The following is an 18666-nucleotide window of genomic DNA, read 5'->3' on the forward strand; positions in this document are numbered from 1 at the left end:
CCGCTATGACGAACCTCGAGGACCACGCCCCCGCCCCGGCCGATCCCGACGGAGATCTCGCGTCGCTGCGGGGCGACTGCGCCCGGATGGCTCCGCACTGGGCGGCCCCCGAGCGGGACACCGCCCGCCCCGTGCCGCCGTCCTGGATCCACGGCGTGACCGTCCCGGCGGCCTCGGCCCGGATGCTGGAGGAGATGCCGGACTACGGCAACTGAGCCGCCCGCCGCTCCGCGGGCCCGCCCGCTGTCCCCTCTCGCTGTCCCCGCCCGCCGGCCCCGCCCGCCGGCCCCGCCCGCCGGCCCCGGCGGGGCGCCCGGCGTGGAACCGTGCGCTCCCCCGCCGCGTCCCATCGCTGTCCCCCGTCGGGGGGATGGGGGGTACGACAGCAGGGCGGCCGAAGGAGCGATGCGGTGAACACCGAGCGACCCGACGACGACACCGCGCGCGGGCCCGAGGACCGGGGCGCGCGGGAGGAGACGCGATCGGAGCAGAACCGGCCGGCGGAGCCCGTACGGGAACGGCGCCTGCGGGAGGGGCCCGTGGGAGCCGCGGGGCCTGTGGGGCCTTCCGTGGGGAAGGTGTCCCCCCGGGAGGTCCCACGGGACGAGTCCCGCCGGGAGGAGCCCGCGGAGTCTCCCCGGGAGCCGGTGCAGGTGGAGTCCCCTCCGGAGGAGCCCGTACGGGAGAGGCCGTCAGGGGAGCTCCCCGACGGTGATGCCGACGGCGGTGGGACGGACGACGGGGCGGCCCACGGCGATGGGGCGGACGACGGCAAGGCCCACCGTGGTGAGGCAGAGGACGGCGCGGCCCACGACCGTGGGACGGACGACGGCACGGCCGACGGTGGTGAGGCGGACGGCGGCGCGGCCCACGGCGGTGGGACGGACGACGGCGAGGCCCACGGCCGTGGGGCGGACGGCGGCGCGGGCGACGGTGGTCGGTTCGATGGCGGGGTTCCGGGCGGCGGGTCGTCCGGTGGGCGTCGCCGCTCGCATCTGTTCGTCGCCGCCGTCGCCGCCGCCGTGCTGCTGGTGGGCGGCGGGGGTGCCTACCTCGCGGCCAGTACGACGGGCGGCGCGGGCGGCGGGTCCGGGGCGGGGGCGCCCTCGGAAAGCGGCACGCCCCCGGCGCTGGTCCTCGACGACTACGCCGGTGGCGACCCCGGCGGGGACGTGAACGGCATCGCGCCCGGCGAGCCGAACCCCTACGGGGTCACCTACCGGGCCGAGGGCACCCTCCCGGACGGCCCCGGCTCGGCGGCCGTGTACTGGGCGCGGGGCGAGGTCACCGCGGACGAGGTGGCGCGGCTGGCGGCGGCGCTGGGCGTCGACGGGACGCCGGTGAGCGAGGGGCAGGACTGGCGGGTCGGCTCCGTGGCGGACGGCTCGGGACCGGTGCTGCGGGTGAACCGGCAGGCGCCCGGCACCTGGACGTTCAACCGCTACACGCCCGGCACCGACACCTGCGCAAGCCCCACCGACTGCGACAGGAACGGCGCGGATCCGTCCGGCGCCCCGGTGAGCGAGGCGGCCGCGAAGAAGGCGGCGGCGCCGGTCCTGAAGGCGCTCGGCCAGGACGACGCCGAGATCGACGCGAGCCGGGTCGTGGGCGCCCAGCGGCTGGTGGACGCCGACCCCGAGATCGGGGGCCTGCCCACGTACGGGTGGACGACCGGCATCACCGTCAACGTCCGGGGAGAGGTCGTCGCCGGGGGCGGTCAGCTGACGACGCCGGTGAAGGGGGACACGTATCCGGTGCTGAGCGCGCGGGAGGCGCTGGACCGGCTGAACGCGGCGCCGGGGACGGACCCGCGGACGGGCATCGGCGGCTGCGCCGACCCGGTGCCCCTGGAGGAGGGGTCGGGCACCCCGTGCGGGACCTCGACGACCGCCCCGCAGGGGGAGTCCCTGCCCGTGGGGAACGCGGTGTTCGGGCTCGCCCCGCACGCCTCGGGCGGGCGTCAGGTGCTGGTGCCGTCGTGGCTGTTCGAGGTGCGGGACGCCGGGGGCGAGCACACGGTGACGGAACCCGCGGTGGAGCCGGAGTACCTGCGGGCGCCCACGGCGTCGACCCCGTCGGGGGAGCCGTCCCCGGGTGGGAGGACCAGTGACGTGTCCGTCGACGGCTACACCGCGCAGGGCGAAGAACTGACCGTGGCCTTCACGGGCGGGGTGTGCTCCGACTACGCGGCGACGGTGGTGGAGAGCGGGGACGAGGTGAGGGTCACGGTGACGGCCACGTCCTGGCCGGACCGGGTCTGCATCGCGATCGCGCAGCTCCACCACCGGACCGTCGAGCTGGAGGAGCCGCTGGGCGGCAGGACCGTGATCGGCTCGGACGGCGGGCAGATCCCGCTGGAGAAGCCCGGGGCGCGGCTTCCGTAGCGGCCCGCGTACGCCGAAGGCGGCGGCCCCGTGGAGGGGCCGCCGCCTTCGCACCGTCGGGGACGGCCCGGCCGACGCCGGGGACGGCTCAGCTGAAGGAGTCGCCGCAGGCGCAGGAGCCGGTCGCGTTCGGGTTGTCGATCGTGAAGCCCTGCTTCTCGATGGTGTCCACGAAGTCGATGGTGGCGCCGCCCAGGTAGGGGGCGCTCATGCGGTCGGTGACGACCTTGACTCCGCCGAAGTCCTTCACCACGTCGCCGTCGAGGGAACGCTCGTCGAAGAAGAGCTGGTAGCGCAGGCCGGAGCAGCCGCCGGGCTGGACGGCCACGCGGAGGGCGAGGTCGTCACGGCCTTCCTGGTCGAGCAGGGTCTTGACCTTCGACGCGGCGGCGTCGGTCAGAACGATGCCGTCGGTGACGGTGGTGGTCTCGTCCGATACGGACATCTACATCTCTCCCGGGTTGTACGGAGACTGCTTGCCGACGGTTGCAACCGGCGGGGCCGCGGATTCATTCCGGGCCGGGCACGTGTCTTTTCGCCTGTTCCTTCATGCTCGCACATGCGCCGTGAAGCGGACAGCGGCTCACGGCGGCGCGCGAGGCGGGCCGGCCGGGCGCCACCGGGATTCACGTCACATCGACGCGATGACCATCGTCAAAGTGACGTGAAGCAGGCTATGATAGATAGCGTCAGTTCGACGAAAAGTAGAAAGGGTGCGTGCCGTGACCACCGCCCAGACCACGGAGCTCGACGTACAGCCGACTCCGCTCGCCCTGTTGCTGCTCGGCCGTGAGGCCGACCCGAAGAGCGAGCGGGGCGTCGAGTGCCCCGGCGATCTGCCCTCCCCCTCCGACCCGGACCTGGTGGAGCGGGCCCGCGCGGCCAAGGAGAGGCTCGGCGACAAGGTCTTCGTCCTGGGGCACCACTACCAGCGCGACGAGGTCATCCAGTTCGCCGACGTCACGGGCGACTCCTTCAAGCTGGCCCGGGACGCGGCCGCGCGCCCGGAGGCCGAGTACATCGTGTTCTGCGGTGTGCACTTCATGGCCGAGTCCGCGGACATCCTGACCTCCGACGACCAGAAGGTCGTCCTGCCCGACCTCGCCGCCGGCTGCTCGATGGCCGACATGGCGACGGCCGAGCAGGTCGCCGAGTGCTGGGACGTGCTGACCGAGGCCGGGGTGGCCGAGCAGGTCGTGCCGGTGTCGTACATGAACTCCTCGGCGGACATCAAGGCCTTCACCGGCAAGCACGGCGGCACCATCTGCACCTCGTCGAACGCGCAGCGGGCGCTGGAGTGGGCCTTCCAGCAGGGCGAGAAGGTGCTGTTCCTGCCCGACCAGCACCTGGGCCGCAACACCGCCGTCCGCGACATGGGCATGTCCCTGGAGGACTGCGTCGTCTACAACCCGCACAAGCCGAACGGCGGGCTCACCGCCGAGCAGCTGCGCGACGCGAAGATGATCCTGTGGCGGGGCCACTGCTCGGTGCACGGCCGCTTCAGCCTGGAGTCGGTCGAGGACGTGCGCGCCCGCATTCCCGGGGTGAACGTCCTGGTGCACCCCGAGTGCCGGCACGAGGTCGTGGCCGCGGCGGACTACGTCGGGTCGACCGAGTACATCATCAAGGCCCTGGAGGCCGCCCCGGCCGGCTCGAAGTGGGCCATCGGCACCGAGCTGAACCTGGTGCGCCGGCTGGCGAACCGTTTCGCCCCCGAGGGCAAGGAGATCGTGTTCCTCGACCGCACGGTCTGCTTCTGCTCGACCATGAACCGCATCGACCTGCCCCACCTGGTCTGGGCCCTGGAGTCCCTCGCCGACGGCAAGCTGGTCAACCGGATCGAGGTCGACCAGGAGACCGAGGCGTTCGCGAAGCTCGCGCTGGAGCGGATGCTGGCCCTGCCGTAGGGGACGGCCCGGAGCCCCGGATCCGGGACTCCGGGACTCCGGGACTCCGGGACTCCGGGACTCCGGGACTCCGGGACTCCGGGACTCCGGGACTCCGGGGTACGGCGTCGGAGTGCCGTCACTCCGACGCCGTACCCCGGTCGGGGTGGGCCGGGTCGACGCTGAAGACCGTGCCGTCCGGGGTCGACACCAGCAGCGCGCCCTCGTGCACGAACACCCCGGGCGAAGGGAAGCCGCCGCTGGCCACGTGGTCGGCGCGCGGGAAGGACTCCCACAGCAACGTGCCCGCACGGGCGTCGAGCGCCGCCACCCGCCCGCTGGCGCTCGCCAGGTAGACGGTGCGGCCCCGGCCGTCGGCCACGGGCTCGCCCGGCTGCTCCAGGCTCGTCCGGGTCTGCCACAGCTGCTTGCCCGTGGTGGGCGACACGGCCGTCACCTGGCCGCTGGAGGTGGCGAACCAGAGCGTGCCGTTCACCATGGTCGCCGTCCCGCGGAACACCTGCGCCAGCTTCGTCGCCGTCCGGGCGCCGGTGTCGGGGTCGACGAGCTGGAGCCGCGAGTACGCCATCTCCATCGCGCCCTCCTCGTCCAGCCACTCCGCGAAGACCAGGCGGTCATCGAGGGAGCCCACGTAACTGGCGTCCTGCGGCAGGGACGGCAGGCTCCGCCGGGTGCCGTCGGCCGGGTCGAGCGCGAGGAGCCGGGGGGCGCCGGAGTCGTAGGCGGTGCAGTCCGCGTAGGGGCGGCCGCCGATGTCGTGGACGCCGCAGTAGTACCCGGCGGGCAGGGTCGTCGTCCAGCGCTCGGCGCCGTCGCGCGGGGCGCGGGCGGTCAGCGAGCGGCCGTCGCCGTCCGGGGTCAGGACCAGGTCCCCGACGACCGCGGGTTCGATGTTCTCGCCGTTCATCTCGCGGGACCACAGCCGCTTCCCGGTCACCGCGTCGAGGGCGATGAGGAGGTCGCTCTCGGTCTCGCCCGTGGGGGGATCGGTGAGGGTCTGCCGGACGAGCACCGTGCCGTCCCGCACGTCGAGGATCCAGGAGGCGTACGCGTCGGGCTCCACCGTGGCCGGCACGGACGCGGCCCGCCAGACCGTCTTTCCGGTCAGGGCGTCCAGGCGGACCGGCAGGACGGTGTCGCCGCCGCAGAACAGGGCGCCCTCGCCGAACCGGCAGACCGGTAGTCCGTCGGAGGTGTCGCGCAGCGGTTCCTCGCCGCGGGCCGCGGGCTCGAACAGCGTCGTCCGCCAGGGCTGCCAGCCGGCCGGGAGCGCCTCCCAGCGCGACGCCGGGGACGCCGAGGGGCTCGCCGATCCCTCCGCCTCCGCGGCGCCGCCGTCCCGCAGCGGGCCGAGGAAGAGGTACGCCGTGAGCGCGACGGCCAGCACGCCGGCCGCGACGGCCACGGCCGGCAGGCGGCGCGGGCGGGTCCGCGGTGCGGGACGGCCCGACGCCCCGTCCACCTCGGTCGGCGTACGGGACTCCCCCGCCGCCGGGGTCAGCCGCAGCGTCACCGTGTGCGCGTCACCCGGCGCGGGTTCGGGCAGCGCGACCGCGAACTCCCGCGCCAGTTCGTCGAGTCCGGGCCGGTCGGCGATGTCCTTGGCCAGACAGCGGGCCAGGACCGCGCGCAGCGGCTCGGCCACCGACTCCAGCTCCGGCTGCTCGTTCATCACCCGGTACGCCGTGAGGTAGGGGCTGTCGGCGTCGAACGGGCCGCGTCCCGTCGCCGCGAACACCAGCAGCGCCCCGAGCGAGAAGACGTCCGACGCGGGGCCCACCGAACGGGCGTCGGTGAACTGCTCCGGGGACATGAACGGCGGGGTGCCGATCGCCTTCCCGGTCTCCGTCAACGTCTGGTTCTCGGCGGCCCGGGAGATGCCGAAGTCGATGACGCGCAGGCCGTCCTCGGCCACCAGGACGTTCGCGGGCTTGAGATCGCGGTGGACGACCCCGGCCCGGTGGATGTCCCCCAGCGCCTCCACCAGACCCAGCGCGAGCCGCCGCAGCTCCGCGCCCCGCAGCGGGCCGTCGGCCCGGATCCGGGCGGAGAGCGTGGGCGCCGGGACGTACTGGGTGGCCATCCAGGGCCGTACGGCGTCGGGGTCCGCGTCGACCACCGGGGCGGTGAAGGCACCGCTCACCTTGCGGACGGCCTCGATCTCCTGACGGAAACGGGTGCGGAAGACCGGGTCCTCGGCGTACTGGGCGTGCACCACCTTGACGGCGACCTCCCGGCCGGACCTCGACCTGCCCCGGTAGACGACCCCCATCCCGCCCGAGCCCAACCGGTCCACGACCCGGTACCCGCCGACCGACCGCGGATCGTCCCTGTGCAGTGGCACCGCCCCGATCCCCCTCCCCCGCAGAGCAGTTCGAGCTCACAGGATAGGTACACCCCGCACAAGAAGAAGTGCCGAACAGGCCGCCTTGCCCCGACCGCAGTACGACGACGCCCCGGCGCCCTGCGGGGGACAGGCACACGGACCGCCCCCCAGGGGCGCGGGAACCGGGGCCCACCTGCCGACGCCGCAGGCACCAACCCCCCAGGGGCGCGGGGAACTGCGCGACCAGCCACCGACGGCCCGCAGCCGACCGCCGACGCACAGCCCCCGCCCCCAGGGGGCTTCCCCGGGGGACACCCCCGGGGCTACACGCCCGCCGGCTCCGGCGTCTTCTCCGGCTCCGGCCGCCGCTTGGCCGCCCGCTTCGCCGCCCGGCGCTCCTTCCGCAGCTCGAACATCGCGTAGAGCGTCGGCACGAGCAGCAGGGTGAGGAGCGTCGAGGTGATCAGGCCGCCGATGACGACCACCGCCAGGGGCTGGGCGATGAAGCCGCCCTCCCCCGTGACGCCCAGGGCCATCGGCAGCAGGGCGAACACGGTCGCGAGGGCCGTCATGAGGATGGGGCGCAGACGGTGGCGGCCGCCCTCGACGACGGCCTCGACGACGCCGTACCCCTGGCGGCGGTACTGGTTGATGAGGTCGATCAGCACGATCGCGTTGGTCACCACGATGCCGATCAGCATCAGCATGCCGATCATCGCCGGGACGCCCATCGGGGTGCCGGTGACGAGCAGCAGACCGATCGCGCCGGTGGCCGCGAACGGGATGGAGACCAGCAGGATCAGCGGCTGGGCGAGCGACCGGAAGGTCGCCACCAGCAGCATGAAGACGATCGCGATCGCCGCGAGCATCGCCAGGGCGAGGTTGACGAACGCGTCGTCCTGGTCCTGCGTGACGCCGCCGATCTCGGCCGTCGCGCCCGCCGGGAGCGTCAGCCCGTCGATCCGCGACTGGAGGTCGGCGCTCACCGCGCCGGTGTTGTCGCCGGTGGGCCGGGCGGTGACGGTGGCCGCGCGCTGACCGTCGATGCGGGTCATCGAGACGGGGCCGTCGACCAGCCGCACGGTCGCGATGTCGCCCAGCGTCACCTTGCCCAGCGGCAGGGCCTTCAGCTGCGCCAGCGTCCGGGCCGGCTTCGCCGACGTGATGACGACGTCCCGCTCGGTGTCGTCCAGGACCGCCTTCGCCGCCGTCGTGCCGCGGACCGCCTGCGCGACCGCCGCGCCCAGCGTCTGCTGGTCGAAACCGGCCGCCGCGGCCCGGGCGTTCGCCCGCACGGAGATCCGCGGCACGCTCTGCGACAGGTCGCTGGTGACGTCGGTGACGTCGTCCAGCCCGGCCACCGCCTCGCGGACCTGCTCCGCCGCCTTCCGCAGCACGTCGCCGTCGGCCGCCTTCACGACGACGCTCAGGTCCTGGCTGCCGAAGCCGTCACCGGCGGCGACGGTGGTCGAGCCGATGCCGTCGAGCTTCTTCAGCCCGGCCTCGATGCGGTCCCGCACGTCCTCGAAGGACGCCGAGTCCTCCAGCATCACCTGGTACGACGCCTGGTTGGTGTCCGTGCCGCCGCCGAAGGCCGCGAGGAAGCCGGAGGAGCCCACGGTGACCTGGTAGTCCTTCACCCCGTCGACGTCGGCGAGCAGGTGCTCGACCTTCTCGGCCTGGGCGTCGGTCGCCGCCAGGCCGGTGCCCGGCGCCAGCTCCTGCTTGACCGTCAGGACCTGCTGCTCGCCCTGGTCGAAGAAGTTGGTCTTCAGCAGGGGCGCCATGCCGAAGGTGCCGGTCAGGACGACGACGGCGAGGGCCACGCTGGTCAGCCGGCGCCGGGTCGCGAACCGCAGGACGGGGACGTAGAAACGCTGGAGGCGGCTCTTCGCCTCCTTCTCCTCCGCGGCCCGGCGGGCCTCCTCGGCGTCCTCGGGGGTGCCCTTGGGGGCGCGCAGGAACCAGTACGACAGGACCGGGACGACCGTCAGCGAGACCAGGAGGGAGGCCAGCAGGGCCGCCGTCACGGTGAGGCTGAACGAGCCGAACAGCGCGCCCACCATGCCGCCGACCAGGCCGATCGGCAGGAACACGGCGACCGTGGTCAGGGTGGAGGAGGTGACCGCGCCGGCCACCTCGCGCACCGCGGTGAGGATCGCGGCCTGGCGCTCCTCGCCGTAGCCGAGGTGGCGCTTGATGTTCTCCAGGACGACGATCGAGTCGTCGACGACCCGGCCGATGGCGATGGTCAGGGCGCCCAGCGTCAGCATGTTCAGCGACAGGTCGCGCGTCCACAGCACGATCAGCGCCAGCACGACCGACAGGGGGATCGACACGGCGGTCACCAGCGTCGAGCGGACCGACGCCAGGAAGACCAGGATGACGAGCACCGCGAAGAGCAGGCCGAGCGCGCCCTCCGTCGTCAGGCCCTCGATGGACTTCGACACCGCCGGGCCCTGGTCGCTGACGACCGTGACCGACGCGCCGGAGCCGAGGTCCTCGCGCAGCCCGGGCAGCTTGTCCTCGACGGCGTCGGAGATGGCGACCGCGCTGCCGTCGTGGTCCATGGTGACGGAGACGGCGAGGCTGGGCCTGCCGTCGGTACGGGTGATCGAGTCGGCCGGGGCCTCCTCCTGCTGCACGCCGGCCACGTCACCGAGCCGCACCGGCTTCGCACCGGCCGTGCCCGCGATCATCAGGTCCTGGATCTGCTCCAGCGAGGTGAAGCCGCCGCCGACCTGGACGGTGCGGTTGGATCCGGCCTCGTCGAAGGAGCCCGCCGGGACGGTCGCGCCGCCCGCCTGGAGCGCCAGGGCGAGGGACTGCGTCGTCAGGCCGGCCCGCGCCAGCTTCACGTCGTCGGGGGTGACGGAGACCTGGAGGTCGCGCACACCGTCGACGGTGACCTGGCCGACGCCGTCGATGTCCTCCAGCGCCGGGACGACGGTCCGGTCGAGCTGGTCGGCGAGCGCCTGCTGGTCCCGGTCGGAGGTGACGGCGAGGACCACGGTCGGTATGTCGTCCGTGGAACCGGCGACGACCTGCGGGTCCACGGAGTCCGGGAGCTGGGCCCGGGCCCGGTTGACGGCCTGCTGGACGTCGGCCACGAGCCGGTCGGTGTCGCTGCCGTAGTCGAAGGACGCCATGATCACGGCGTTGCCCTCGCTCGCCGTGGAGGTGACGCCGGTGATGCCGTCGACAGCTTCGAGACCGGCCTCGACCGGCTCGACGACCTGCTTCTCGACGACGTCCGGGGAGGCGCCCTGGTAGGGGGCGAGCACGGACACCACCGGCAGTTCGATGGTCGGCAGCAGCTGCTGCTTGAGCTGGGGGATCGCGATCGCGCCGAACACGATCGCGATGATGGACATCAGGCCGATCAGGGCCCGTTGCGCGAGGCTGAATCTCGACAGCCAGGACATGGGTGGAGGTTCTCTCTTCTGGGAGCGACAGAAGTGGCCCCTTCACCCTGTGGCATCGGGGCGGGTGGTTCCGTAGGCCCCAGGTCGGTTTCCTTATACGGCGCATACTCCGGGCGCAGTACGGCCGGCGGGGATCACTCCACCCTCGGACGGACCAGTCCGGACTCGTACGCGATCACCACGAGCTGGGCGCGGTCGCGGGCGCCCAGCTTGGCCATGGCCCGGTTGACGTGCGTCTTCACGGTCAGCGGGCTGACCCGGAGGCGTTCGGCGATCTCGTCGTTGGAGTGGCCGCCGGCGACCTGGACGAGGACCTCGCGCTCGCGCCCGGTGAGCGCGTCCAGGCGCTGCGCCCGGGCCGGGTCGCGGTCGCCGTCGGCGTCGCCCTGGGCGAGGAAGCGGGCGATCAGGCCCTTGGTGGCGGCCGGGGAGAGCAGGGCCTCGCCGGCCGCGGCGACCCGGATGGCGTTGAGGAGCTCCTCCGGCTCGCTGCCCTTGCCGAGGAACCCGGAGGCGCCCGCGCGCAGCGACCGCACGACGTAGTCGTCGACCTCGAAGGTCGTCAGGATCACCACGCGGACCCGGGCGAGCGCCGGGTCCGCGCTGATCAGCCGGGTCGCGGCGAGTCCGTCGGTGCCGGGCATGCGGATGTCCATCAGGACGACGTCCGCCTGACGTTCCTTGGCCAGCCGCACCGCCTCCGCTCCGTCGGACGCCTCGCCGACGACCTCCATGTCGGGCTCGGACTCGACGAGCACGCGGAAGGCGCTGCGCAGCAGCGCCTGGTCGTCGGCGAGCAGGACGCGAATGGTCATGCGGGGTCCTCGGAGGCGCTGGGGGTGTCGAGCGGAAGGATGGCATGGACGCGGAAGCCGCCCCCGTAGCGGGGCCCGGTGGTGAGGGTGCCACGCAGGGCGGTGACGCGTTCCCGCATGCCGAGCAGGCCGTGACCGCCGCCGTCCGGGGGGCCGGTGGCCTCGCCGGGACCGGTGGCCTCGCCGGAGCCGGTGGCCTCGCCGGAGCCGGAGCCGGTGGCGTCGCCGGAGCCGGTGGCGTCGCCGGGGCCGTCGTCGAGGACGGTGACCTCGATACGGGGTCCCACCCGGACGACGCTGACCTCCGCCCTGGCGTGCGGTCCCGCGTGCTTGCGCACGTTGGTCAGGGCCTCCTGGATGACGCGGTAGGCGGCGAGGTCGACGGCGGCCGGAAGCCGGGTGTCGTGGTCGGCGCGGGCGACCTCGACCGGGAGTCCGGCGCTGCGGAAGGTGCCGGCGAGGTCGTCGAGGCGGTCCAGGCCGGGGGCCGGTTCGGTGGGGGCCTCGGGGTCCCCGGACTGGCGCAGCAGGCCGACGGTGGCCCGCAGTTCGTCGAGCGCGGAGCGGCCGGCCTCGCGGACGTGCGCCAGGGCCTCCTTGGCCTGGTCGGGACGTCTGTCCATGACGTGGGCGGCGACTCCGGCCTGGACGTTGACCAGGGCGATGTGGTGGGCGACCACGTCGTGCAGGTCGCGGGCGATGCGCAGTCGCTCCTCGGCGACCCGGCGGCGGGCCTCCTCCTCACGGGTGCGTTCCGCCCGCTCGGCGCGTTCGCGGATGGCCTGGACGACGGCGCGGCGGCTGCGGACGGCGTCGCCCGCGGTGGCGCCGATGCCGGTCCAGGCGAGGAGGGCGAGGTTGTCCTGGGCGTACCAGGGCAGGGGGCCGGCGAGCATCGCCGTGCCGGTGAGGACCGTCGTGGTGAGCAGGCCGGCCCGCAGGGTCGTCGGGCGGTCGGTGGTGGAGGCGACGGTGTAGAGGGCGACGACGGCGGCCATGGCGACGGGCGCGCGGGGGTCGCCGGTGACGGACTCGACCACGGAGAGGACGCCGGTGACCGCGAGGACCGTCCGGGGGGCGCGGCGGCGCAGCACGAGGGCCGCGGCGCCGAGGACGATCAGCAGCAGGCTCAGCGGGTCCGGGGTGCGCAGCTCCCAGCTGACGCCCTGCTCGCGCGGGTCCACGAAGGAGCCGGCCAGCATGCACAGGAGGACGGCGGCGGCGAGGGCGGCGTCGAGGGCGAGGGGGTGTGCGGTGAGCCGGCGGTGGGCTCGGGCCAGGGGGGTCAAGGGCCGTACCTTCTCGGGATGACCGTCGCTCGGTGCGGGCGTGTCGCCGGGGGGTGCCGGAGGCGGGCGGGTCGCCGGGGGGTTGCCGCGAGGCGGGCGCGTCGTAGGGGGTTGCCGCGAGGCGGGCGTTTCGCCGGGGGCTGCCGCCCCGGACCCCCGCGTCGGCCTCGGACCCCCGCGTCGGCCCTGGACGGGCCTCGTCCTCGGACGCCGGACGGGCTGGAATGCCGTGGCCTGCACCGGAAACCCGCCGACGGACGCCGCCGAACCGCTGCCGGGGGCGGGGACGGTGACGGGGACCCGCCCCGAGCCCCGCGGCGACGGGGTCTCACTCCGGGATCAGCCCGGGATCAGCCCGGGATCAGCCCGGGATCAGCCCGGGATCAGCCCGTCGTCGCCGAGCATCTCCCGCACCTCCTCCAGGCTGGCGTCGGGGGCCGGGAGGATCAGCTCCGAGGGTTCCAGGGAGGCGTCCGGCAGAGGCACGCCGAGGCGGCGGACGGCGTCCAGCAGGGCGCCCAGCGTGCGCTGGAAGCCTTCCTCGTCGCCGCCTTCCATCTCCTCGAGCAGTTCGTCGTCGAGCCTGCTCAGCTCGGCGAAGTGGGAGTCGGCCACCGTCCGCTGGCCCTCCCCCATGATCCGCACGATCATGTCGCCCTCCTCGGCTCCGGTCCCCGGCGCCGGGCTACTGCTTGTCGAAGCGCGGGGTGTCCTGTGGCTGCTGCTGGGGCTGCGACTGGCTCGTGCCACCTTCGATGGCCTGCTGCCCGGCGGAGCCGCCTCCGGCGAGCTCGGCCTTCATGCGCTGGAGCTCCAGCTCTACATCCGTACCACCGGAGAGCCGGTCCAGCTCGGCCTGGATGTCGTCCTTGGCCAGGCCGGTGGGGTCGTCCAGGGCGCCGGAGGCGAGGAGCTCGTCGAGGGCGCCGGCGCGGGCCTGGAGCTGGGCGGTCTTGTCCTCGGCGCGCTGGATGGCCAGGCCGACGTCGCCCATCTCCTCGGAGATGCCGGAGAAGGCCTCGCCGATGCGGGTCTGGGCCTGGGCGGCGGTGTAGGTGGCCTTGATGGTCTCCTTCTTCGTCCGGAAGGCGTCGACCTTGGCCTGGAGCCGCTGAGCCGCGAGGGTGAGCTTCTCCTCCTCGCCCTGGAGCGTCGCGTGCTGTGTCTCCAGGTCGGTGACCTGCTGCTGGAGGGCGGCGCGGCGGGAGAGTGCCTCGCGGGCGAGGTCCTCCCGGCCGAGGGCGAGCGCCTTGCGGCCCTGGTCCTCCAGCTTGGAGGACTGCGACTGGAGCTGGTTCAGCTGGAGTTCCAGGCGCTTGCGGGAGGTGGCGACGTCGGCGACGCCGCGGCGGACCTTCTGGAGGAGTTCCAGCTGCTTCTGGTACGAGTAGTCGAGAGTCTCGCGAGGGTCCTCGGCCCGGTCAAGGGCTTTGTTCGCCTTCGCGCGGAAGATCATCCCCATACGCTTCATGACACCGCTCATGGGCTTCGCGCGCCCCCTTCTGACGGACTCCAGCTCACCGGTCTGCGACAGAACCCACAGTACGGGCCCTGCTTCCATTGACGCACTGTTCGGGGGCGGATGCGCTCCTCCCCAAGGACGACTGACCAAGGCCCTGCTCCGGCGTGAGGAGTAGGTGACCTTCCGGGTGGCGTCAGGCCACCGGCTGCCCCCTCTCCCCCGGTCTGTCCCAGGTCCTTCCCTTGTTCGGACGACCGGTGTTGCCGGATCGTTCCCCTTCGGGCTGGGGTCCATGCGGGGGGAGCGCTTACCCTTGGGTTTTGTGTTCCGTAGCCGTGCCAAGGAAGAGAAGGCACCGGTCGCCGACAAGGCGACGGTGACCGACTCCAAGCAAACCCGAGACCCGCAGGCCCCCAAGGGCCGGCCGACGCCCAAGCGCAGTCAGGCCCAGTCCCAGCGCCGCAGCGTGGCCAACACGCCGGTGACGCGTAAGGAGGCCGCCAAGCGGCAGCGCGACGAGCGCCGAGCCCAGTTGGAGCGTCAGCGCCAGGCGCTGGCCGGCGGCGACGAGCGGTATCTGCCGGCCCGTGACAAGGGCCCGGTCCGCAAGTTCGCGCGCGACTTCATCGACTCGCGGTTCAACGTGGCGGAGTTCTTCCTGCCCATGGCCGTGGTCATCCTCGTGCTGAGCATGATCCAGGTGGCGTCGTTGCAGAGCATCGCGCTGCTGCTGTGGCTCGTGGTGATCGTGCTGATCGTGCTGGACTCGATCGTCACCGGGTTCCGTCTGAAGAAGCGGCTGGCCGAGCGCTTCCCCGACCAGAACCGCCGGGGCGCGGTGGCCTACGCGCTGATGCGCTCCCTCCAGATGCGCCGGCTCCGGCTGCCCAAGCCACTGGTCAAGCGCGGGGAGCGGCCCTGAGCACTGCTGCGTTCTCCGGGGGGGCGGCCGAGGCCTGGCTGAACAAGCTGGGCGGGCTGCGTGACGTCGTACGGCAGGAGCTGGTGGCCCGGCAGCTCGACGAGCAGATAGCCGGGCGGTATCCGGTCGGGCAGCGGCTGCGGGTGCTCGACGTGGGGATGGGCCAGGGCACGCAGGCGCTGCGGCTGGCCCGGCTCGGTCACCAGGTGACCGGCCTGGAGCAGGACGCGACGATGATCGCGGCGGCCCGTGAGGCGCTGTCCGGGGAGCCGGAGGGCATCCGGGAGCGGATGCGGATCTTCGAGGGCGACGGCCGGGACACGGGGGTGCACTTCCTGCCCGGCAGTTTCGACGTGGTGCTCTGCCACGGCGTGCTCATGTACGTGGAGGAGCCGGACCCGCTGCTGGCGGGTCTCGCCCGTGTGCTCGCCCCGGGCGGGCTGCTGTCGCTGCTGGTCCGCAACGCCGACGGGCTGGCCATGCGGCCCGGTCTGGCCGGCGACTGGGCGGGCGCCCTGGCCGCCTTCGACAGCGTCTCCTACACCAACCGGCTGGGTCTGGACGTCCGCGCGGACCGGCGCGAGACGCTGACCGCGACACTCGCCGGCATCGGCGCACCCCTTCAGGCCTGGTACGGCGTGCGGGTCTTCACCGACACGGCGGCCGACGAGGCGCAGCCCCCGGACGACGTGGAGACGCTGCTGGCCGTGGAGGAACGGGCCGGGCGCACGGATCCCTACCGGGGTGTGGCGGCGCTGCTCCACCTGTGCGGGGTACGGGGCTGAGCGGCCGGCACCGGCGGCCGACGACGGAAGCGGCGCGCACACCGCGCCGCGCACTGCGAGACGCCGCCCGCTGAGGCACACCGGGCACGGCCGCGGCAGGTCGTGGCGCGGTCTCCGGGGGCCGGTGCACCGACTGCACGCGGGAACGGCGCGCACACCGCCTCGCGCACTACAGGGCGCCGCCCGCCACTGAGACACACCGGGCGCGGCCGCGGCAAGTCGCGGCGCGGTCCCCGGGGGCCGATGCACCGGCTGACCGCGGGAGCGGCGGGACACCGCGCCGCGCACTGCGGGACGCCGCCCACCACTGAGGCACGCCGGGCACGGCCACGGCAGGTCGTGGCGCGGTCCTCGGGGGCCGGTGCCGGAGACGGTCGGTGGCGCTCTTTCGGGTGATCAGGGCGGGCCGGGCACCCGACCCGCGGGAAGACTCGGGACATGGATGCTTCCTCCCCTCCCCGTGTCCGCCGGCCGGCCCCGGCCGTGTGGGTGTGCGCCCTCGCGCTGATCGCCGGCTGTTCCGCCGCCGGGTCCTCGGGCGGGGAGACGGCGACCCGGCAGTCCGTACGGCGCGAGGTCGTCACGCGGGCGGACGACCTGGAGGACGCCTACCAGAAGGTGATCAAGGACGTTCTGCCGTCGGTCGTGCAGCTGCGGACCGGCAACGGCCTGGGCTCGGGCGTCGTCTACGACGACCAGGGACACATCGTCACCAACGCGCACGTGGTCGGCGTCGCGAGAACGCTGGAGGTGACCACCGCCACCAGCCGGTCGGCGCTCGCCGCGACCGTCGTCTACTCGTACCCGGAGCAGGACCTCGCCGTCGTCAAGCTGGACCGGGCGCCCGACGGGCTGCGGCCGGCGACCTTCGGGGACTCCGCGAAGGTCGAGGTCGGGCAGATCGTCCTCGCGATGGGCTCGCCGCTGGGGCTGTCGTCGAGCGTGACGCAGGGCATCGTCTCGGCGACCGGACGGACCGTCACCGAGGGCGGCGCGGAAGGGGGTACGGGGGCGACGCTCACCAACATGGTGCAGACGTCCGCGGCCATCAACCCCGGCAACAGCGGGGGCGCGCTGGTCGGTCTGGACGGTCAGGTGATCGGCATCCCGACGCTCGCCGCGGTCGACCCGGGGTTCGGCGACAGCGCGGCGCCCGGCATCGGGTTCGCGATCCCGGCGTCGACGGTGCGGTCGCTCGCCGACCAGATCGTCAGGGACGGCAGGGTGACCGCGTCCGGCCGGGCGGCGCTCGGCATCACCGGACGGACCTACGTGGACGCGGAGTTCCGGCCCGCCGGGGTGGCCGTCGTGGAGGTGACCGGCGGGGGCGCGGCGGACCGGGCCGGCCTGGAGGCCGGGGACGTCATCACCGCGCTGGGGGACACCGGCGTCACCACCATCACCTCGCTCTCCGAGGCGCTGGCCGCGCAGCGGCCCGGACAGCGCACGACGGTGACGTTCACGCGCGACGGCCGGGAGCGGACCGTGGAGGTGACGCTGGGCGAGCAGGAGGGGCCGCCGGACTGACGGGAACGGGACGCGGCGGAACACCGGACCGGGGTGGCCGCCCCGGTCCACCCCGGTCCGTCCTGGTCCCTGCGGTCAGTGCTGGCCCCCCGGTCCGTGCCGACCCGCCTGGTCAGGTCCGGCCCGCCCGGTCAGGTCCGGCCCGCCCGGTCAGGTCCGGCCCGCCCCGGTCAGGTCCGGCCCGCCCCGGTCAGGTCCCGCCGGGCCCGCGCCGGGCCCTGTCGTCTAGGACGCCTCGGCCGCGCGCAGGCTCATCGGGCCGTAGATCTCGGTGGAGTCCTCGAACAGCCGCACCTGGTCCGTGCCGCCTTCGAGCAGGTCCTTCCAGTGCTCCCCGATCCAGGACTCGGCGTCCCCCTGCGTGGTGAAATCCTCGGGCTGCACCGCGGGCTCGACCTCCGTCCCGTCGGCCTTCTCGAAACGCCACGTCCATGCCGCCATGTACGCCTCCAACGCGTCGGTACCTGCAGAGCGGGAGCCGGATCTCGGTCCGGCTCCTGCTCAGAGCCTATGCGCTCGGCCGGTGCGCCGGGCGGGAACGGGCCGCCATGATCGGGGGTACCGGGCGCGCGGGGCGGAGGGCGAGCGGCGAAAATCGGTTCGTGGAAGTGACGCTGCTCGGTACCGGTGCCCCCGCGGGCCTGCCCCGCCCCGACTGTCCCTGCGCGGCCTGCGCGGCCTCGCTCGGCGTGGACGCGCGGGCGGCGACCGCGGTGCTCGTGGACGGCTCGCTGCTGCTGGACCTGACGCCGGGTGCGGCGTTCGCCGCCGCCCGCGCCGGGCGTTCGCTGGCCGGCGTACGGCAGGTGCTGCTGTCGCATCCGCACGACGGGCCGCCCGTCGAGGTGCCGGCCGGGCTGCCGCAGCCCGGGCGGGTGCCGGACGGACGGGAGTTGACGCTGCTGACGGGGCATCGGGTGCGGGCGGTGGCGATGGACGCGCCGGGCACGGGGTACGCGGTGACGGGACCGGACGGGCAACGGCTGCTGTACCTGCCGCCGGGGGGAGCGCCGGCCGGTCTGGAGGACGGGGCGGAGCCGGCCGAGCGGTACGCCATGGTCCTCCTGGACGTCATGGGGCGGCCGGACGCGCTGGCGAAACTGCGGGCGGTGGGCGCGGTGGGGCCGACGACCGACGTCCTCGCCGTGCACCTGGACCACGACGTACCGCCGGGGCCGGAGTCGCGGCGGCGGCTCGCGGCGGCGGGGGCGCGGGCGGTGCCCGACGGGTCGACGCTGGCGGTGGGGGCGTACGAGGACGTGCCGGACGTGCCCCGGCGGACGCTGGTGCTGGGCGGGGCCAGGTCGGGCAAGTCGGTGGAGGCGGAGCGACGGCTGGAGTCCTTCCCCGGCGTGCTGTACGTCGCGACGGGCGGTTCGCGCGGCGGGGACACCGAGTGGGCGCAACGGGTCCTGACGCACCGGGAGCGGCGGCCGGGTTCGTGGCGTACGGCCGAGACGTGCGACCTGGTGCCGTTGCTGGGGCTGGACGGTCCCGCGCTGCTGATCGACTGTCTGTCGCTGTGGCTGACGGACGCGATGGACGCCGTGGGGGCGTGGGACGACGCGGTGTGGGCGGACGGGGGCGAGCGCGCGCTGCGGTCCCGGGTCGCGGAGCTGGCATCCGCCGTGCGGGCCACCCGGCGGACGGTCGTGCTGGTCTCCAACGAGGTCGGCTCGGGCATCGTCCCGGCCACGGCGTCCGGGCGGCGGTACCGCGACGAGCTGGGGCGGCTGAACGCGGCGATCGCGGCGGAGTGCGAGCAGGTGGTGCTGGTGGTGGCGGGGCAGGCGGTGGTGCTGCGGGGGTGAGACGGGCGGGGCG

General features: G+C 74.1%; 16 protein-coding genes. 7 read left to right on the plus strand and 9 right to left on the minus strand.

All coding sequences use genetic code 11. The features are described from left to right. Nucleotides 1-5: 5 nt before the first annotated feature. Nucleotides 6-215, plus strand: a complete 210-nt coding sequence (locus ACFYWQ_RS01070; RefSeq protein WP_389511646.1) for a hypothetical protein — start codon at nt 6-8, stop codon at nt 213-215. 477 nt (nt 216-692) lie between these two features. Here ACFYWQ_RS01070 and ACFYWQ_RS01075 read toward each other — a convergent pair whose 3' ends face one another. Beyond that, nucleotides 693-995, minus strand: coding sequence for a hypothetical protein (locus tag ACFYWQ_RS01075; protein ID WP_389511647.1), 303 nt, complete (start codon nt 993-995; stop codon nt 693-695). A gap of 27 nt (nt 996-1022) precedes the next feature. Here ACFYWQ_RS01075 and ACFYWQ_RS01080 point away from each other — a divergent pair, with 27 nt between their 5' ends. Continuing rightward, a complete protein-coding gene (locus ACFYWQ_RS01080) occupies nt 1023-2384 on the plus strand; it encodes a hypothetical protein (protein WP_389511648.1) in 1362 nt (453 codons plus the stop codon). An 88-nt stretch (nt 2385-2472) separates the two neighbouring features. Here the strand turns inward: ACFYWQ_RS01080 and erpA are convergent, their stop codons facing one another. Then, nucleotides 2473-2829: an iron-sulfur cluster insertion protein ErpA gene (erpA, locus tag ACFYWQ_RS01085; protein WP_389511649.1), complete on the minus strand. Its 357-nt coding sequence runs from the start codon at nt 2827-2829 to the stop codon at nt 2473-2475. A gap of 277 nt (nt 2830-3106) precedes the next feature. Between erpA and nadA the strand changes: the two genes are divergently transcribed. Continuing rightward, on the plus strand, nt 3107-4291 hold the full coding sequence (nadA, locus tag ACFYWQ_RS01090; RefSeq protein WP_389511650.1) for a quinolinate synthase NadA: 1185 nt from the start codon (nt 3107-3109) through the stop codon (nt 4289-4291). Nucleotides 4292-4409: 118 nt separating this feature from the next. On the opposite strand, the gene ACFYWQ_RS01095 is transcribed toward nadA, so the two are convergent. The 6 genes from ACFYWQ_RS01095 to ACFYWQ_RS01120 all read right to left on the minus strand — a co-directional run bounded on the left by ACFYWQ_RS01095 (nt 4410) and on the right by ACFYWQ_RS01120 (nt 13629). Next, nucleotides 4410-6635: a PQQ-binding-like beta-propeller repeat protein gene (locus ACFYWQ_RS01095; protein ID WP_389511651.1), complete on the minus strand. Its 2226-nt coding sequence runs from the start codon at nt 6633-6635 to the stop codon at nt 4410-4412. 305 nt (nt 6636-6940) lie between these two features. Then, nucleotides 6941-10042 (minus strand): efflux RND transporter permease subunit, encoded by a 3102-nt coding sequence (locus ACFYWQ_RS01100; RefSeq protein ID WP_389511652.1) that lies wholly within the window; start codon nt 10040-10042, stop codon nt 6941-6943. Nucleotides 10043-10176: 134 nt separating this feature from the next. Continuing rightward, nucleotides 10177-10857: a response regulator gene (locus tag ACFYWQ_RS01105; protein WP_389511653.1), complete on the minus strand. Its 681-nt coding sequence runs from the start codon at nt 10855-10857 to the stop codon at nt 10177-10179. Beyond that, nucleotides 10854-12146, minus strand: a complete 1293-nt coding sequence (locus ACFYWQ_RS01110) for a sensor histidine kinase (RefSeq protein WP_389511654.1) — start codon at nt 12144-12146, stop codon at nt 10854-10856. Before ACFYWQ_RS01110 ends, ACFYWQ_RS01105 begins: the two co-directional genes overlap by 4 nt. A 372-nt stretch (nt 12147-12518) precedes the next feature. Continuing rightward, a complete protein-coding gene (locus ACFYWQ_RS01115; RefSeq protein WP_389511655.1) occupies nt 12519-12797 on the minus strand; it encodes a hypothetical protein in 279 nt (92 codons plus the stop codon). Between the two features lie 34 nt (nt 12798-12831). Beyond that, on the minus strand, nt 12832-13629 hold the full coding sequence (locus ACFYWQ_RS01120) for a PspA/IM30 family protein (RefSeq protein ID WP_389511656.1): 798 nt from the start codon (nt 13627-13629) through the stop codon (nt 12832-12834). A gap of 271 nt (nt 13630-13900) precedes the next feature. Between ACFYWQ_RS01120 and ACFYWQ_RS01125 the strand changes: the two genes are divergently transcribed. From ACFYWQ_RS01125 to ACFYWQ_RS01135, 3 genes are all read left to right on the plus strand, one after another. Further along, nucleotides 13901-14530: a DUF3043 domain-containing protein gene (locus ACFYWQ_RS01125; RefSeq protein WP_389511657.1), complete on the plus strand. Its 630-nt coding sequence runs from the start codon at nt 13901-13903 to the stop codon at nt 14528-14530. A gap of 83 nt (nt 14531-14613) precedes the next feature. Beyond that, the gene (locus ACFYWQ_RS01130) at nt 14614-15315 is read left to right on the plus strand and encodes a methyltransferase domain-containing protein (RefSeq protein ID WP_389511658.1); all 702 of its coding nucleotides are present in this window, start codon (nt 14614-14616) and stop codon (nt 15313-15315) included. Between the two features lie 438 nt (nt 15316-15753). Beyond that, nucleotides 15754-16842 (plus strand): S1C family serine protease, encoded by a 1089-nt coding sequence (locus ACFYWQ_RS01135; protein WP_389511659.1) that lies wholly within the window; start codon nt 15754-15756, stop codon nt 16840-16842. A gap of 225 nt (nt 16843-17067) precedes the next feature. On the opposite strand, the gene ACFYWQ_RS01140 is transcribed toward ACFYWQ_RS01135, so the two are convergent. Next, on the minus strand, nt 17068-17283 hold the full coding sequence (locus ACFYWQ_RS01140) for a hypothetical protein (RefSeq protein ID WP_389511660.1): 216 nt from the start codon (nt 17281-17283) through the stop codon (nt 17068-17070). 161 nt (nt 17284-17444) lie between these two features. Between ACFYWQ_RS01140 and ACFYWQ_RS01145 the strand changes: the two genes are divergently transcribed. Further along, nucleotides 17445-18653 carry a bifunctional adenosylcobinamide kinase/adenosylcobinamide-phosphate guanylyltransferase gene (locus tag ACFYWQ_RS01145; RefSeq protein WP_389511661.1) on the plus strand — a complete coding sequence of 403 codons (1209 nt, stop codon included), beginning with the start codon at nt 17445-17447 and terminating at the stop codon, nt 18651-18653. Nucleotides 18654-18666 lie beyond the last annotated feature (13 nt).

It is taken from the genome of Streptomyces sp. NPDC003247, from assembly GCF_042888135.1.
Lineage (GTDB): Bacteria > Actinomycetota > Actinomycetes > Streptomycetales > Streptomycetaceae > Streptomyces.

What these genes read in the sequence shown, in the direction of transcription:
- ACFYWQ_RS01120 (WP_389511656.1), bottom strand. Translation starts at nt 13,629, where the DNA reads ATGAGCGGTGTCATGAAGCGTATGGGGATGATCTTCCGCGCGAAGGCG.
- ACFYWQ_RS01125 (WP_389511657.1), top strand. Translation starts at nt 13,901, where the DNA reads ATGCGGGGGGAGCGCTTACCCTTGGGTTTTGTGTTCCGTAGCCGTGCC.
- ACFYWQ_RS01135 (WP_389511659.1), top strand. Translation starts at nt 15,754, where the DNA reads ATGGATGCTTCCTCCCCTCCCCGTGTCCGCCGGCCGGCCCCGGCCGTG.
- erpA (WP_389511649.1), bottom strand. Translation starts at nt 2,829, where the DNA reads ATGTCCGTATCGGACGAGACCACCACCGTCACCGACGGCATCGTTCTG.
- ACFYWQ_RS01075 (WP_389511647.1), bottom strand. Translation starts at nt 995, where the DNA reads ATGCGAGCGGCGACGCCCACCGGACGACCCGCCGCCCGGAACCCCGCC.
- ACFYWQ_RS01070 (WP_389511646.1), top strand. Translation starts at nt 6, where the DNA reads ATGACGAACCTCGAGGACCACGCCCCCGCCCCGGCCGATCCCGACGGA.
- ACFYWQ_RS01100 (WP_389511652.1), bottom strand. Translation starts at nt 10,042, where the DNA reads ATGTCCTGGCTGTCGAGATTCAGCCTCGCGCAACGGGCCCTGATCGGC.
- ACFYWQ_RS01105 (WP_389511653.1), bottom strand. Translation starts at nt 10,857, where the DNA reads ATGACCATTCGCGTCCTGCTCGCCGACGACCAGGCGCTGCTGCGCAGC.
- ACFYWQ_RS01115 (WP_389511655.1), bottom strand. Translation starts at nt 12,797, where the DNA reads ATGATCGTGCGGATCATGGGGGAGGGCCAGCGGACGGTGGCCGACTCC.
- ACFYWQ_RS01140 (WP_389511660.1), bottom strand. Translation starts at nt 17,283, where the DNA reads ATGGCGGCATGGACGTGGCGTTTCGAGAAGGCCGACGGGACGGAGGTC.